Source organism: Brevundimonas sp. MYb52 (assembly GCF_002979535.1).
Lineage (GTDB): Bacteria > Pseudomonadota > Alphaproteobacteria > Caulobacterales > Caulobacteraceae > Brevundimonas.
The window spans coordinates 48,047-61,966 of record NZ_PCPB01000003.1 but is presented as its reverse complement, the minus strand read 5'-3'; the positions used below and the strand labels follow the sequence as shown (position 1 = coordinate 61,966).

15 protein-coding genes are annotated in these 13,920 nt (G+C 69.1%); 11 read left to right on the top strand and 4 right to left on the bottom strand.

The window, feature by feature from the left end:
* Positions 1 to 28: 28 nt before the first annotated feature.
* The 5 genes from CQ039_RS05680 to CQ039_RS05660 all read left to right on the top strand — a co-directional run bounded on the left by CQ039_RS05680 (position 29) and on the right by CQ039_RS05660 (position 2,931).
* Complete coding sequence (locus CQ039_RS05680) at positions 29 to 1,375, top strand: TldD/PmbA family protein (RefSeq protein ID WP_105562928.1); 1,347 nt, start codon at positions 29 to 31, stop codon at positions 1,373 to 1,375.
* Positions 1,372 to 2,166 (top strand): 3'(2'),5'-bisphosphate nucleotidase CysQ, encoded by a 795-nt coding sequence (locus CQ039_RS05675; protein ID WP_105562929.1) that lies wholly within the window; start codon positions 1,372 to 1,374, stop codon positions 2,164 to 2,166. Before CQ039_RS05680 ends, CQ039_RS05675 begins: the two co-directional genes overlap by 4 nt.
* Before the next feature lie 16 nt (positions 2,167 to 2,182).
* Entirely contained in the window at positions 2,183 to 2,446 is a 264-nt protein-coding gene (locus CQ039_RS05670) for a DUF4170 domain-containing protein (protein WP_105562930.1), read from the top strand.
* 99 nt (positions 2,447 to 2,545) lie between these two features.
* Positions 2,546 to 2,734 (top strand): hypothetical protein, encoded by a 189-nt coding sequence (locus tag CQ039_RS05665; protein ID WP_105562931.1) that lies wholly within the window; start codon positions 2,546 to 2,548, stop codon positions 2,732 to 2,734.
* Positions 2,731 to 2,931 (top strand): hypothetical protein, encoded by a 201-nt coding sequence (locus tag CQ039_RS05660; protein ID WP_105562932.1) that lies wholly within the window; start codon positions 2,731 to 2,733, stop codon positions 2,929 to 2,931. The genes CQ039_RS05665 and CQ039_RS05660 overlap by 4 nt, the downstream gene beginning before the upstream one ends.
* A gap of 13 nt (positions 2,932 to 2,944) precedes the next feature.
* Here CQ039_RS05660 and CQ039_RS05655 read toward each other — a convergent pair whose 3' ends face one another.
* Positions 2,945 to 3,610 (bottom strand): beta-lactamase hydrolase domain-containing protein, encoded by a 666-nt coding sequence (locus CQ039_RS05655; RefSeq protein ID WP_105562933.1) that lies wholly within the window; start codon positions 3,608 to 3,610, stop codon positions 2,945 to 2,947.
* A gap of 91 nt (positions 3,611 to 3,701) precedes the next feature.
* Here CQ039_RS05655 and CQ039_RS05650 point away from each other — a divergent pair, with 91 nt between their 5' ends.
* The 4 genes from CQ039_RS05650 to lpxK are packed head-to-tail and all read left to right on the top strand — an operon-like array spanning position 3,702 to position 8,564.
* Positions 3,702 to 5,567 carry an ABC transporter ATP-binding protein gene (locus CQ039_RS05650; RefSeq protein WP_105562934.1) on the top strand — a complete coding sequence of 622 codons (1,866 nt, stop codon included), beginning with the start codon at positions 3,702 to 3,704 and terminating at the stop codon, positions 5,565 to 5,567.
* Positions 5,564 to 6,250, top strand: coding sequence for a lysophospholipid acyltransferase family protein (locus CQ039_RS05645; protein WP_105562935.1), 687 nt, complete (start codon positions 5,564 to 5,566; stop codon positions 6,248 to 6,250). Before CQ039_RS05650 ends, CQ039_RS05645 begins: the two co-directional genes overlap by 4 nt.
* A 2-nt stretch (positions 6,251 to 6,252) precedes the next feature.
* Positions 6,253 to 7,554, top strand: a complete 1,302-nt coding sequence (locus CQ039_RS05640; protein WP_105562936.1) for a 3-deoxy-D-manno-octulosonic acid transferase — start codon at positions 6,253 to 6,255, stop codon at positions 7,552 to 7,554.
* Positions 7,551 to 8,564, top strand: coding sequence for a tetraacyldisaccharide 4'-kinase (gene lpxK / locus CQ039_RS05635; RefSeq protein WP_105562937.1), 1,014 nt, complete (start codon positions 7,551 to 7,553; stop codon positions 8,562 to 8,564). Before CQ039_RS05640 ends, lpxK begins: the two co-directional genes overlap by 4 nt.
* On the opposite strand, the gene CQ039_RS05630 is transcribed toward lpxK, so the two are convergent.
* A complete protein-coding gene (locus CQ039_RS05630; RefSeq protein ID WP_105562938.1) occupies positions 8,555 to 9,871 on the bottom strand; it encodes an amidohydrolase family protein in 1,317 nt (438 codons plus the stop codon). The genes lpxK and CQ039_RS05630 overlap by 10 nt on opposite strands.
* 127 nt (positions 9,872 to 9,998) lie before the next feature.
* Here CQ039_RS05630 and CQ039_RS05625 point away from each other — a divergent pair, with 127 nt between their 5' ends.
* Positions 9,999 to 10,703, top strand: coding sequence for a murein L,D-transpeptidase catalytic domain-containing protein (locus CQ039_RS05625; protein ID WP_105562939.1), 705 nt, complete (start codon positions 9,999 to 10,001; stop codon positions 10,701 to 10,703).
* A gap of 163 nt (positions 10,704 to 10,866) precedes the next feature.
* On the opposite strand, the gene purD is transcribed toward CQ039_RS05625, so the two are convergent.
* Positions 10,867 to 12,144 carry a phosphoribosylamine--glycine ligase gene (purD, locus tag CQ039_RS05620; RefSeq protein ID WP_105562940.1) on the bottom strand — a complete coding sequence of 426 codons (1,278 nt, stop codon included), beginning with the start codon at positions 12,142 to 12,144 and terminating at the stop codon, positions 10,867 to 10,869.
* A 56-nt stretch (positions 12,145 to 12,200) separates the two neighbouring features.
* On the bottom strand, positions 12,201 to 12,368 hold the full coding sequence (locus tag CQ039_RS16585) for a hypothetical protein (RefSeq protein ID WP_158255993.1): 168 nt from the start codon (positions 12,366 to 12,368) through the stop codon (positions 12,201 to 12,203).
* A 59-nt stretch (positions 12,369 to 12,427) separates the two neighbouring features.
* On the opposite strand from CQ039_RS16585, the gene xseA reads away from it, so the two are divergent.
* Complete coding sequence (gene xseA / locus CQ039_RS05615) at positions 12,428 to 13,909, top strand: exodeoxyribonuclease VII large subunit (RefSeq protein ID WP_105562941.1); 1,482 nt, start codon at positions 12,428 to 12,430, stop codon at positions 13,907 to 13,909.
* Positions 13,910 to 13,920 lie beyond the last annotated feature (11 nt).

The following is a 13,920-nucleotide window of genomic DNA, read 5'->3' as shown; positions in this document are numbered from 1 at the left end:
TGCGGGGGCGGGTCGGCCATATCGGGGCATGTCCGATAAGACGCCCTCCCCCGACATCCTGTCCGATCTGGTCGCCGCCGCGCTGAAGGCCGGCGCCGACGCCGCCGAGGCGGTCTCCGCCCACCGCGCCTCCTTGTCCGTCGGCGTGCGCAATGCCGAGTTGGAAGAGGTCGAGCGCGAGGAGGCCCGCGACTTGGGGCTGCGCGTCTTCATCGGCCGCCGTCAGGCCACCGTCTCCGCCTCGGACCTGTCCGACGCCACCCGCACCCGTCTGGTCGAGCGCGCCGTGGCGATGGCGAAACTGGCCCCCGAAGACCCCTATGCCTCCCTGGCCCCGCAGGACCGACTGGCGCAGGGCCCGCACGCTGATCTGGACCTGTTCGACCCGTCTGAGCGCACCGCCGAGGCGCTGGAAGCCGCCGCCGCCGAGGCCGAGGCCGCCGCCCTCGCCGTCACGGGCGTATCCAAGTCCGAAGGCGGTCACGCCTCCTGGTCGGCCAGCGAATGGCGTCTGGTCACCTCGCACGGCTTTGATGGTCGTCACAAAGGCAGCGCCTTCTCCCTGGGCGTCGGCGTCATCGCCGAGAAGGACGGGGCGATGGAGCGCGGCGGCGAAAGCCGCGCCGTCCGTCACCTGTCCGACCTGCCCGGCGCCGCCGAGATCGGTCTGAAGGCCGGCGAGCGCGCCGTGGCCCGCACCGGCCCGCGCAAGATCGCCTCGACCACCGCCCCGGTCATCTTCGAGAACCGCATCGCCACCCAGGTCCTGTCGCCGCTGCTGGGCGCCATTTCCGGCCCGGCCATCGCCCGCGGCAGCTCCTTCCTGAAGGACAGGCTGGGTCAGCGGGTCCTGCCCGCGGGCGCCGACATGGTCGACGACCCGTTCCGTCTGCGCGGCCTGGGCTCGACTCCGTTTGACGACGAAGGTGTGGCGGTCGAGCACCGCAACATCGTCGAGGACGGCGTCATCACCACCTGGCTGCTGAACACGGCCGCCGCCGCCCAGTTGGGGATGGCCTCGACCGGCCATGCCTCACGCGGCCTGGCGGGACCGTCCGGCGTCTCGACCCACAACCTGCATCTGGCCCCAGGCGAGCGCGACAAGGCGGGCCTGATGGCCGAGGCCGGCTCCGGCCTGCTGATCACCTCCATGTTCGGCCCTTCGCTAAACGCCAACAACGGCGACTGGTCGGCGGGCGTGTCCGGTTTCTGGTTCGAGGACGGCCAGCTGGCCTATCCCGTCAGCGAAGTGACCGTGGCGGGCAATCTGATCGACCTCTACGCCCGACTGGTGCGCGGATCGGATCTGGAGTTCCGGGGTTCCTTCAACAGCCCCTCCCTGATGTTCGACGCGGTGGCCATCGCCGGAAAATGACCGATCTCGCCGCCGACCTCGAACTGATCCGCGACGCGGCCCTGGCCGCCGGTCGGTTGGCGCTCGAGCATCGCGAGGCGGGGCTGAAGGTCTGGTCCAAGGACGGCGGCTCGCCCGTCACCGACGCAGATCTGGCGGTGGACCAACTGCTGAAAGACACCCTTCTGACCGCCCGGCCCGACTACGGCTGGCTGTCGGAGGAAACGGCGGACAGTCCCGAGCGCCTGACCAAGAAGCGTATCTTCGTCGTCGATCCGATCGACGGCACGGTCGCCTATATGAAGAACAAGCCGTGGTGGTGCGTGCCCATCGCCGTGGTCGAGGACGGCCGCCCGGTCGCCGCCGTCATCCACGCCCCCATGCTAGGTGAGATGTTCGAGGCCACCCTGGGCGGCGGCGCGCGGCTGCAGGACCGCCCCATCAGCGCCTCGGACACCGACACCCTGGAAGACGCCGAGCTTCTGGCAGACGCGCGGTTGATGGAGGCGCGCGAATGGGCCGAGCCCTGGCCGGAAATGCGCTTCACCAAGCGCAACGCCTTGGCTTACCGGATGGCCCTGGTCGCCGCCGGGGCCTTTGACGCGGCCATCGCCATCAGCCCCAAATGGGACTGGGACGTCTGCGCCGGCGCCCTGATCGCCGAGGAGGCGGGGGCCAAGGTCAGCGACCATATGGGCCGTCCGTGGCGCTTTAATCGCCCCGATCCGCGCCAAACCAGCCTGATCTGCGCCGCGCCGGCCCTTCACCCGTTGATCGTGAGGCGCACAGCGCCTATCCCGCTGGCGATCTGATCTCCCCTTTCTTGCAATGGACCCCCTCTCCATGGCTGACGCCCCCAATACTGCGCACGACCCTCAACTGCTTCACCTTGTCATCGGCGGCGAGATGCGCCACCCGGCCGAGCCCGTCTTCCGCGACCTGGCACAGGTCGAGTTCGTCGGCGCCTATGGCAGCTATGACGAAGCCAAGCAGGCCTGGAAGGCCCGCGCCCAGGCCACCGTCGACAACGCCCACATGCGCTACTTCATCCTGCACGCGCACAAGCTGATCGACCCGCGCTCGGACGTCTGATCCGCCGCCTTCGCCTCACGGCGAAGTTTTCGGAACCGCACAGGCGGCTGACGCGCTTTCCCGTCAGCCGCCTTTGGCGTTTCTGGAGAGGTTTCCGTCATGGCCCCCACCCTGATCGTCCTGCTGCTGGTGATCCTGGCCGTGGTCGCCGTCGTCTGGGTCGTGAAGAAGGGCCCGGCGCACACGCCCCGCCCTGGCGAAGATCAGGACACGGCCTGGAACGATCCCATTACCCCGGCCGAATCCGGTCATCATCACTCGCCCCACAAGCCGGAGACGCGACCGTGACCCTGTTCGGCCAGACCCTCGACGGACAACAGCTGTTCGGGATCATCACCCTGATCAGCGTCCTGGCCCTGTGGCTGGTCGTCCTGGGGCGTGAGCGCAACTACGCCCGCTGGTTCCGCCAGTGGGAGGCCGACCGCAAGGCCCGCCGCGACGCCGAAACGGCTCAACACGGCCCCAAGCGCGGCCCCTGGGGCTGACGGGGGCGAGGCCCTATTCGCGCTTTAACAGGCGATCCACGACCAGCTTGCCCCACCAGCCGGCCTTGAACTCGGCGCGGATCGCCTTCGGGTCATAGGCGTCGCTGGCGACCCAGTCCTCAAAGCTGACGCCGGTCGGCTCGACCTCAGCGACATATTTCTCAAGCGTATAGTCCAGAACCCCGGTCAGGCCCTCGCGGCTGTGCAGGGTGCGCTTGCCCAGTTCCGACATGGCGGCCGAGATCGGCTCGCCCAGATGGAAGTGACGATAAAGCACCGCCATCATCCCCGCCCGGTCCGCGCCAGACTTGCAGTGGATCAGGGCCGGATATTCGATGGTGCGAAACAGTTCGCGCGCCCGCTCGATGCGGTCGCGGCCCGGCGGATCGCGCGAGTCCAGCGGAGCGTCGATCAGGGTCAGGCCCAGCCGCGCGCAGGCGTCCTTCTCCAGCCAGTAATAGGCCTCGTCGCGCTGGCCGCGCAGATTGATGACGGTCCTGACCCCGCGCCTCTGCCAATAAGACAGCTGCTCCGGCGACGGCTGATTGGTTCGCACCAGGTCCGGCCCCAGCCAGTGAGCGTTGGTGAAGGCCGTGCGCAGAAAGGCGTGATCGGCCCAGAAATAGGACCAATGCGCCTTGAACCGGCCCATCAGCGTTGTCAGATCATAGCGCGCCATATGCCGCAGATAGCGACGAAACCGCACCGCGTCACCATCAGCTTGGCGGCGGCGGCTTGACTTGACGCCCGTCCCGTTCGACCGAGAGCCAATGACCGTTCCCGCGCCCGCCTCCGACACCCGCGAACCCTTGCGGCCGCTTCTGGGCCGGATCTGGCGCGACTACCTGTCCCGGCACAAGCCGGCCTTCTTCGCCTCCATGTTCTGCGCGGCGATTTCGGGCGGGCTGACCGCCCTGCTGCTGAAGTTCCTGGAACCGGCGATCGACCTGCTGTTCACCAAGCACGAAGGGCCGGTTCAGATCTGGGGCCTGGTCACCATTCCGGCGGACAAGGTGCTCATCCTCATTCCGCTGTTCATCATCGTGGTGGCGGTGATCCGGTCCCTGGCCATGGCGGCGCAATCGGCGCTGGTGAACCGCCTCGGTCACGGCATCGTCGGCGACATCCAGAAGCAGCTGTTCTCGGGCATGATCCGGGCCGACCTGTCGCGCCTGCGGGGTCAGCATTCCGGCAGCTTCGTCTCCTCCGTCCTATTCGACGCCAACCTGGTGCGCGAGGCCTTCACCTCGGGCGTGGTCAACTACACCCAGAACGCCCTGATGCTGCTGGGCGTCATTATCGCCATGGGCTTCATCGACCTGCCGCTGACGCTGATCGTCCTGCTGGGCGTGCCGGTGGTCAGTTGGATCATCCGCCGTTTCGGCAAGAAGTCGCGCAAGGCCGCCCGCGGCGCCATGGTCGAGACCGAAGCCCTGTCCAGCGCCCTGATGGAGAATCTGGACGGCGTCCGTGTCATCAAGATCGAGAACCGCGAAGCCGCCGAGGAAGCCCGCGTCGGCGAGGTCATCGCCCGGCGCCAGCGGCACATCATCAAGGGCGCCGACAGCCGGGCCTTCGCCGGCCCGGCCAGCGACATCGTGGCCTACGGCATCGTCGCCGCCGTCATGGCCTATGCCGGATGGAGCGCCAGCCAGGGCGAGATGACGGTCGGCGCCTTCGCCTCCTTCATCGGCATGCTGCTGCTGGCGGGCCAGGCCCTGCGTCAGGTGACCAACCTGACCACGGTCCTGAGCGAAGGCCTGACCGCCGCGCAGCGCCTGTTCACCGCCCTGGACATCGAGCCGGAGATCCGCGAGGCGGCCGACGCCATCGAGCTGGAGACCGGTCCCGTCACCATCGCCCTGGATCACGTCTCCTTCGCCTATCACGCCAGCGAAGATGGCGCCGCACCGACCCTGTCGGATGTCAGCCTGCACGTCGCGCCGGGCGAGACCATCGCCCTGGTCGGCCCGTCCGGCGGCGGCAAGTCCACCATCCTGTCGCTGCTGCCGCGCTTCTATGACGTCACCGCCGGAGCCGTGACCGTCAACGGCCGCGACATCCGTGAACTGAAGCTGCAATCCCTGCGCGACCATATCGCCCTGGTGACGCAGGAGCCCTTCCTGTTCGACGACACCGTGGCCGCCAACATCGCCTATGGCCGCAAGGGCGCGACCGCCGAGCAGATCATCGACGCCGCGCGTTCCGCTGCCGCCCATGACTTCATCACCGCCCTGCCCGAAGGCTACGCCACCCGCGTCGGCGAGGCCGGCATGCGGCTGTCAGGCGGCCAGCGCCAGCGCATCGCCATCGCCCGCGCCTTCCTGAAGGATGCCCCTATCCTGCTGCTGGACGAGGCCACCAGCGCGCTGGACACCGAGAGTGAAGCCCTGGTCCAGGCGGCGCTGGAGCGGCTGATGCACGGCCGCGCCACTCTGATGATCGCCCACCGCCTGTCGACGGTGCGCAACGCCGACCGCATCTATGTCATCGAGGCCGGTCGCGTGGTTGAGCAGGGCACGCACGCCGCCCTGGTCAAGAAAGGCGGCCTCTACGCCCGTCTGGCCCGGCAGCAATCGCTGGATGGCCCGGCGCCCGTCGTAGCCTCGCCCCTGCCCGATGAGACCGGCGCATGAGGCCGCTGCGCAACCCGATCATCCAGACCTCAATGGCCTGGCTTCTCTCGGAATGGATGCGGTTCTGCTACGCGACCATCCGCTGGGAACACGAGAACGAACAGGTCGCCGAAGAGGTCTGGGCCGAGGGCGGCGGCGTGCTGTGCGCCTTCTGGCATTCACGGCTGGCGTTGGCGCCGGTCTGCTGGCCCATGGAGCGCGCCCAGCCCGTCAAGGGTCTGGTTTCGCTGAGCGCCGATGGCGAGTTTTTCGCCAGGGCCGTGGGGCGTCTTGGCATTCCCGCTGTGCGCGGTTCCTCCAGCAACAAGGACAAGGCCAAGCAGTCGAAGGGCGGCACACAGGCCCTGCGCGACGGTCTGAAACAGTTGAAGGTCGGCGGCCTGGCCCTGACTCCCGACGGCCCGCGCGGCCCGGCGCGCCAGATGGCCGAGGGTCTGCCCCTGATGGCCAAGATTTCGGGGGCTCCGGTCCTCTTCATCGGCCTGTCGTGCAAGCCAGCCATCCGACTGAAAAGCTGGGACAAGGCCATCGTCCCTCTGCCCTTTGGCAAGGGCGCCATCGTCTGGGACAAGGCCTGGTATCCCGAAGGCGCCGAGATGGCCGAGATCGCCGCCGACTGGACCGAGCGCCTGACCGCCGTGGAGGCCCGCGCCGACGCCATCACCGGGCTGGAGCGCGTCTGAGCGTGATCTTCAGCCCCGCCCTGATCGCCTATCGCCTGCTGACCCGTCTGATCGAGCCCCTGGCCCCGCGCCTGCTCGACGCCCGCGTCAAACAGGGCAAGGAGGACCCGCAGAGGGTCGATGAAAGGCTGGGACTGGCCGGCGTCGCCCGTCCGGCCGGGCCGCTGATCTGGATTCACGGGGTCAGCGTCGGCGAGGCCCTGTCCATCCTGCCCCTGGCCGAGCGTATCCGGAAGGACCGCCCCGATGTGACCGTCCTGGTCACCACCGGCACCCTGACGTCGGCGCAGGTTCTGGCCCAGCGCCTGCCGCCCGGCGTCATCCACCAGTTCGCCCCGGTGGACAGCCCCGGCGCCGTCGCCGCCTTCCTCGATCACTGGCGGCCCACGGTCGGCGTCTTCGTCGAGAGCGAGTTGTGGCCCAACCTGCTGACGGCGGCCAAAAAGCGCGGCGTCGCCCTGGCCCTGGTCAGCGCCCGCATCACCGACAAAACCGCGGAGGGCTGGAAGAAGGCCCCCGGCATGGGCCGGGCCCTGATGGCCTGTTTCAGCCATGTCTGGCCACAGGATCAGGCCAGCGCCGACCGGCTGACGGCGCTCGGCGCCCGCGTCGATGGTCAGGTCAATCTGAAGCTGTCGGGCGAGCCCCTGCCCTATGACAAGGGCGAGTTCGGGCGTCTGTCGGCCCTGATCGACGACCGCCCCGTCGTCGTCGCCGCCAGCACCCACGAGCACGAAGAAATGGCCATCGTCGGCGCGCTGGACCATCTGGCCGACCGTCTGTTCCTGATCGTCGTGCCGCGCCACCCCGACCGCGCCGACGAGATCGCCCGGTCGTTGGTCCAGGACGGCTACAGCTTCGCCCGGCGCAGCCTGCGTCAGCCGATCACCGAGGACACCGACATCTATCTGGCCGACACGCTTGGCGAACTGGGCCTGTTCATGCGGCTGGCCGATGTGGTGGTCATGGGCGGCTCGTTCGCCCCCGCGCTCGGCGGCGGGGCCGTCGGCGGCCACAATCCGCTGGAGCCCGCGCGCCTGGGCAAGCCCATTGTCACCGGCCCCGACGCCAGCAACTGGAATGCGGTGACGCGGATGCTGAAAAACTCCGGCGGTCTGGTCTCGGTGCTGTCGCCGTCTGAATTGCCGGGTATCGTCGCCCCCCTGCTGGCCCACCCCGACGCCGCCCGCGACATGGGTGAGCGCGCCCGCCGCGCCGCCGCCGAGGCCGCTGCCGGTCTGGACCGTCTATGGCTGGCGCTTCAGGCCCACCTGCCTGCCGCCCCGTCGCGAGGCCGTCGATGAAGCTGAACACCCCACGCTGGTGGTATAGCCGCGACCGCCGCCACGCCCCGGTGGCGCGCATGCTGCTCAAGCCCGCCTCGTGGATCTGGGCCGGGGTCACCGCCCGCCGCATCGCCCGCGCTGTGCCCGTCGATCCCGGCGCCCCGGTCATCTCCATCGGCAATCTGACCGTCGGCGGCTCGGGCAAGACCCCGATCGCCCGCGAGGTCCTGCGCCTGCTGCACGCCCAGGGCATCAATGCCGCCGCCCTGTCGCGCGGCTACGGCGGCTCGCTGGAAGGCCCGGTTCAGGTGGACCTTGGCATCCACACCGCCGCCGAAGTCGGCGACGAGCCTTTGATGCTGGCTGCCGACGCCCCCGCTTGGATCGCCCGCGACCGTGTGGAGGGCGCCAAGGCCGCCGTCGATGCCGGGGCTCAGGCCCTGGTGCTGGACGACGCCCATCAGAACCCGACGCTGAAAAAGACCCTCAGCCTGATCGTCGTCGATGGCGAGACGCGTGAGGACGAGTGGCCCTTTGGCGACGGTTCGGTCTTCCCGTCCGGTCCGATGCGCGAGCCGCTGAAGGCCGGTCTGGCTCGCACTGACGCCGTCGTCATACTGTTGCCCGCCGATCTGCCCCAAGCCGATTCCGAACTGGCCGCAACCTTCGGCGACCTGCCCGTCTTCATCGCCCGGTTGGAGCCCGCCGTCGCGCCGCCGTCAGGCCCCCAGGTCGGCTTCGCCGGCATCGCCAAGCCGTGGAAGGTCGAGCGTTCGCTGATCGCCGCCGGTTGCGACCTGAAGGACTTCGTCCCCTTCCCCGACCACGCCGAGCTTTCGGAACGCGACTTCACCTTCCTGAAGGAGCGTGCCGACCTGTTCGAGGCCGGCCTGGTGACGACGGAAAAGGACTGGGTGCGCCTGCCGCCTCAATGGCGCGAGCGGATTGTCGCCTGGCCGGTCGTGGCGCGACTGGAGCAGGAAGCGGCCTTCGCCGACTTCCTGCTGGATCGCCTCCGTCAGTCCTGACGGAAGACCTGCCCGCCCTTCATCACGAAGCGGACGCGCTGCAGTTCGGTGACATCGCTCAGCGGATCGCCCGAGACGGCGATCAGGTCGGCGGGCATGCCCGCCGCCAGGCGACCGGCTTCGTTGGCGATCTTCAGGTGTTCGGCGGCGCCGACGGTGGCGGCCTGAATCGCCTCCAGCGGGGTCAGACCGGCGCGGACCAGAAGCGCGAACTCCTGGGCGTTGTCGCCATGGGCCGAAACGCCCGAGTCTGTGCCGAAGGCGATACGCACGCCGCCGTCATGGGCGCGACGCGCCATGTCCAGCATCTTGGGACCGGCTTCCAGAGCCTTGGCGGTCTGGGCCGGGGTGAAGAAGTTGTCAGGGCCAGAGGCCATGCGCGCCACATAGTCCCCGGCCATCAGGGTCGGGACCAGCCAGGCGTTGTGCGACTTGAACAGACGCATGGATTCGTCGTCCAGATAGGTGCCGTGCTCGATGGAATCGCCGCCCGCCTTGAGGAAGGCGTTGATGCCGTCGACGCCGTGGGCGTGGGCCGTGACCTGACGCCCCATGCGGTGGGCCGAGGCGACGATGGCGGCCAGTTCGTCCTCGCTGAACTGCTGGGCCAGGCCCGCCGCGGTGTTGGACAGGACGCCGCCGGTGGCGGTGATCTTGATGATGTCGGCGCCGCTGCGGACCTGAAGCCGAACCGCCCGCATGCAGTCCTCCGCGCCAGAGCAGACGCTTTCTGGCGACAGGACATGCATGATGTCCTCGCGATAGCCGTTGGTGTCGCCGTGCCCCCCGTGAACCGACACGGCCGAGCCAGCGGCGATGATGCGCGGTCCCGGCACGTCGCCGCGCTTCACGGCGTCGCGCAGGGCGAAGATGGCCTCGTTGCTGGCGCCCAGATCAGCGACGGTGGTGAAGCCGGCGTTCAGGGTGCGGCGAGCGTAGCGGGCGCCGACCATGGCCTGCGTCGCCGTCGACTGGGTGACTTCGTCCAGCCGCCCGGTCGGGCTCTGCTGGCTGGTCAGGTGGACGTGGCTGTCGATCAGGCCCGGCAGGACGAAGGCGCCGCGCAGATCGACCACCTGGCCCTCCCCGACGAAGCCGTCGCGGATTTCGACGACTTGGTTCCCTCTGATCACGAGAGTTTTATCTCGCAGCACCCGGCCGCTGGCCGGATCGGCCAGAAGTCGCCCCACTTGGACGAACGTGGTCGGCTGTTCCGCCGAAACGGCTGCGACCGCAGGGGCTTGCCGCGCCTGCGCCGAGGTAGCGGCCAGAACGGCAGCGGTCACAATCAGAGCCAGTTTCTTCATCGGTCCCTCCCAGAACTACGGGCGGCACCTTAGCGGGTCGTCGGCTTTCGCCAAGGCTCAGGTTGCGTCGTTACGGGGCTTTGTGAAACAAGCCGATACAGTTGTTTAATCGTGCGAGGGGCGTCGCATGCGGCTTTCCAGACGTGGCTTGATCCTGGGCGGTTCGGCCCTGTTGGCGGGATGTTCTTCCGCCGCTTCGACCACCAACCTCCAGCTCGCCGGCGCCGCGCCTGCCAGCCTCCCCGTCGTTCCGGTTCCCGCCGCGACGCCGCAGCCCGTCGCCGTGGCCAGGACCAGCGGCCCGGTCATCGACCCGCACGGCGTCGTCCGCAAGGATCTGATGGAACGCGCCCACGCCGCGCTGGACACCCACGGCCACAAGATCAGCAAGCGCGACCGGATGTATCTGGTCGATTTCCAGAAGTTCTCGGGCGAGGACCGCCTCTATGAGGTCGATCTGGAAGGCGGCTGGGTCACGGCCTATCGCACCAGTCATGGTCGCGGCTCGGACCCGGCCCACTCGGGCTTCGCCCAGCGCTTCTCGAACGAAATGGACAGCCACATGTCGTCCATCGGCGCCTACGCCACGGCGGGCGCCAACTGGGGCTCGCAACAGGGACCGAACGTGTTGCTGGACGGGCTGGAGTATTCCAACAGCCGCGCCCGCGAACGCGCCATCATCATCCACGGCGCCGACTACGCCGACCCGGCCTTCCTGGCGCGCGAAGGCAAGCTGGGCCGGTCCTACGGCTGTTTCTCGGTGTCCCACGCCGACCTGGTCCCCCTGCGCGAACGCATGGGCGAGGGCCGGCTTCTGTTCGCCATGACCTGATCGTTCGATCGTCACCCTCGGGCTTGTCCCGAGAGCCTATCGTTCCACAAAGCTCACCTCTGGACCGTGGACGCGCCCCTAAGGCCAAGCGCCGCGTCAGAGGCCGCCGTGGGCCCTCGGGACAAGCCCGAGGGTGACGTCGTCTTAGAGTCCGCGTAGCCGCTTAGCGCGGCTCCAGCGCCCGCCAGCCGATGTCGCTGCGGTGGAAACCGCCCGGCCAGTCGATCTTGGCCACAGCCTCATAGGCCCGCGTACGGGCCTCGGCGATGTCGGTGCCATAGGCGCAGACGTTCAGCACGCGACCGCCCGCCGCAACCAGGGCGCCGTCGTCGCGCTTCTTCGTTCCCGCATGGAAGACCTGGACGTGGGGGCCGAAGTCCTGATCGGCGCCGCGAATCACCGAGCCTTCCAGCGGGCTGTCGGGGTAACCCTTGGCCGCCAGAACCACGGTGATGACCACCCCATCCTTGAAGCGAGGCGCCGGCGCCTTGGTCAGGTCGCCGCGCGCGCAGGCCAGCAGCAGGGGCACGATGTCGCCGTCGAAGCGCATCATCAGGACCTGGCATTCCGGGTCGCCGAAGCGGGCGTTGAACTCGACCACCTTGGGGCCTTCGCTCGTCGCCATCAGTCCGGCGTAGAGGACGCCGCGATAGGGCGCGCCTTCTTCGGCCATCTTGGCGATGGTTGGCTGGACGATCTTGTCGTTGGCGGCCTGTACCAGTTCGGGGGTGAAGACCGGAGCCGGGGAATAGGCGCCCATGCCGCCCGTATTGGGGCCCATATCGCCGTCGAAGGCGCGCTTGTGGTCCTGCGCCCCGCCGAACAGGACGGCGCGCTGGCCGTCGCACAGGGCGAACAGCGAGCCTTCCTCGCCGTCCATGAATTCTTCGATCACGACGCGCGATCCGGCCGAGCCGAAGCGGCCGCCCAGCATGCGTTCGATTTCGGCCTCGGCGTCCGGTTTGTCCGGGCTGATGGCCACGCCCTTGCCCGCCGCCAGGCCGTCGGCCTTGATGACATAGGGGGCGGCGTAGTTGTTCAGCGCTGCCTTGGCCTCGGCCACATCCTCATAGACGCCGTAACCCGCCGTCGGGATGCCGTGCCTTTGCAGGAAGGCCTTGGAGAAGGCCTTCGAGGTTTCCAACTGCGCCGCCTTGGCGGTCGGACCGAAGCAGGGGATGCCCGCCGCGTTCAGCCGGTCGGCCAGGCCCTCGGCCAGGGCGGATTCGGGACCGACCACGACCAGGTCCGCCTTCATCTCGCGCGCCAGGGCGGCCAGGCTTTCCGCGTCGGTCGCCTTGATCTCCGGCTTCAGCTCGGCGTGTTTGGCCATGCCGGGATTGCCGGGCGCGGCAACGAGCCGCGTGACCAGCGGCGACTGGGCGATCTTCCAAGCCAGGGCGTGTTCACGCCCTCCGGATCCGACGAGCAGAATATTCATACGCGCGCAATGACCGCCCCCGCCGTCCGGGTCAAGCACAGGAAAGGGTTAGCGGCCTATAGAAACGCCGACAGGACGTAGATCACGGCCCCCAGCAGGACGATGGCGCAGAGGACCAGCCACGGACTGACCGAAGGCGCATTGCTGCGGCGCGACATCTGCTGCTCACGCGGGGCGCGCTCAGTCGGATCGGTTCCGGGCGGATCGGCAGGTTCCATGGTCAAGCTAACGGGCCCGCCCTCGCCCCGTTCCCGCCTGCGACAAGACGGTCTAAGGTCACGCCATGATCTCCGACGACGACTATGCTTTCGAAGGCCCCGCCGAGGCGCCGGCCGCCGCGCGCGACAACAACCCGCCCCTGTCGATCTCGGAGCTGAGCTTCGCGCTCAAGCGCACGCTGGAGGACCGCTTCGGCCATGTGCGGCTGCGCGGCGAGATCTCCAAGGTGAACCGCCATGCCTCGGGCCACGTCTATCTGACGCTCAAGGATGACAAGGCGGCCATCGACGGCGTCATCTGGAAGGGCGTGGTCAAGGGCCTGGGCGCCCAGCCGGAAAGCGGGCTGGAAGTCATCGTCACCGGCAAGATCACCTCCTACCCGGCCCGGTCCTCGTATCAGATCGTCATCGAGAGCATGGAGCCGGCGGGCGCGGGCGCCCTGCTGGCCCAGTTGGAGCGGCTGAAGGCGCGACTGCGCGACGAGGGCCTGTTCGAGCCGTCGCGCAAGAAGCCCCTGCCGACCTTCCCCGCGACCATCGGCGTCATCACCAGCCCGACCGGCGCTGTGATCCGCGACATCCTGCACCGCATCGCTGAACGCTGGCCCTGCCGCGTTATCGTCTGGCCGGTGGTGGTTCAGGGCGACGCCGCCAGCGGCCAGGTGGCCAACGCCATTCGCGGCTTCGATCAGATGACGCCCGACGGGCTCATCCCCCGCCCCGACCTGCTGATCGTCGCGCGCGGCGGGGGTTCGGTCGAGGACCTGTGGTGCTTTAACGACGAGGCCCTGGCCCGCACCGTGGCCGAGGCCCGTATTCCCATCATCTCGGCCGTGGGGCACGAGACCGACACCACCCTGATCGACTTCGTCTCCGACCGCCGCGCGCCGACCCCGACGGGCGCCGCCGAGATCGCCACCCCGGTCCTGGCCGACCTGCGCTGGGCGCTGAGCGATCTGGAGGCGCGGCTGGCGCGGGCCGGGTCGCGCCTGCTGGAGGACCGCCGCACCCGTCTGCGCGCCGCCGCCCGCGGCCTGCCCGCCCGTCCCGAAGACCTGCTGGCCCTGCCGCAGCAAAGGCTGGATCACGCGGCCAGCCGCCTGGGCTCGGGACTGCACCGCAACGTCGCCGTGCATGAACGCCAGTTGGCCGTGGTCGGCGGGCGTCTTTCCAAAGGGTTGCTGGACCGCGCCATCGAACGGCGCGGCGATCGGCTGGCCGCCTATGCCGACCGCTTCGGCCCAGCGATGAAGCGGCGGCTGGACCGCGACGAGACCCGGCTAGCCGCCCTGTCGCGAGCCCTGGCCACCCTGGACCCCAAACGGCCCAAGCCCGGCTTTGCCCGCATCGAGGACGAGGCGGGCGCCATGATCGCCTCGGCCGCCGGCCTGTCGCCCGGCCAGGCAGTGCGCATCGTCTTCGGCGACGGCGCCCGTGGCGCGACCATCGAGGGCGAGGGGGCTGCGCCTCGGCCCGCCGCGCCGCCCGCGCCCAAGCCCGCGCCGCGCCCGAAGCCTCCGACGGCGAACCAGGGCGACCTGTTCTAGCTTCTTTCCTC

What these genes read in the sequence shown, in the direction of transcription:
- purD (WP_105562940.1), bottom strand. Translation starts at nt 12,144, where the DNA reads ATGAATATTCTGCTCGTCGGATCCGGAGGGCGTGAACACGCCCTGGCT.
- CQ039_RS05670 (WP_105562930.1), top strand. Translation starts at nt 2,183, where the DNA reads ATGGACCCCCTCTCCATGGCTGACGCCCCCAATACTGCGCACGACCCT.
- CQ039_RS05630 (WP_105562938.1), bottom strand. Translation starts at nt 9,871, where the DNA reads ATGAAGAAACTGGCTCTGATTGTGACCGCTGCCGTTCTGGCCGCTACC.
- CQ039_RS05680 (WP_105562928.1), top strand. Translation starts at nt 29, where the DNA reads ATGTCCGATAAGACGCCCTCCCCCGACATCCTGTCCGATCTGGTCGCC.
- CQ039_RS05645 (WP_105562935.1), top strand. Translation starts at nt 5,564, where the DNA reads ATGAGGCCGCTGCGCAACCCGATCATCCAGACCTCAATGGCCTGGCTT.
- xseA (WP_105562941.1), top strand. Translation starts at nt 12,428, where the DNA reads ATGATCTCCGACGACGACTATGCTTTCGAAGGCCCCGCCGAGGCGCCG.
- CQ039_RS05665 (WP_105562931.1), top strand. Translation starts at nt 2,546, where the DNA reads ATGGCCCCCACCCTGATCGTCCTGCTGCTGGTGATCCTGGCCGTGGTC.
- CQ039_RS05650 (WP_105562934.1), top strand. Translation starts at nt 3,702, where the DNA reads ATGACCGTTCCCGCGCCCGCCTCCGACACCCGCGAACCCTTGCGGCCG.
- lpxK (WP_105562937.1), top strand. Translation starts at nt 7,551, where the DNA reads ATGAAGCTGAACACCCCACGCTGGTGGTATAGCCGCGACCGCCGCCAC.
- CQ039_RS05675 (WP_105562929.1), top strand. Translation starts at nt 1,372, where the DNA reads ATGACCGATCTCGCCGCCGACCTCGAACTGATCCGCGACGCGGCCCTG.
- CQ039_RS05655 (WP_105562933.1), bottom strand. Translation starts at nt 3,610, where the DNA reads ATGGCGCGCTATGATCTGACAACGCTGATGGGCCGGTTCAAGGCGCAT.
- CQ039_RS05625 (WP_105562939.1), top strand. Translation starts at nt 9,999, where the DNA reads ATGCGGCTTTCCAGACGTGGCTTGATCCTGGGCGGTTCGGCCCTGTTG.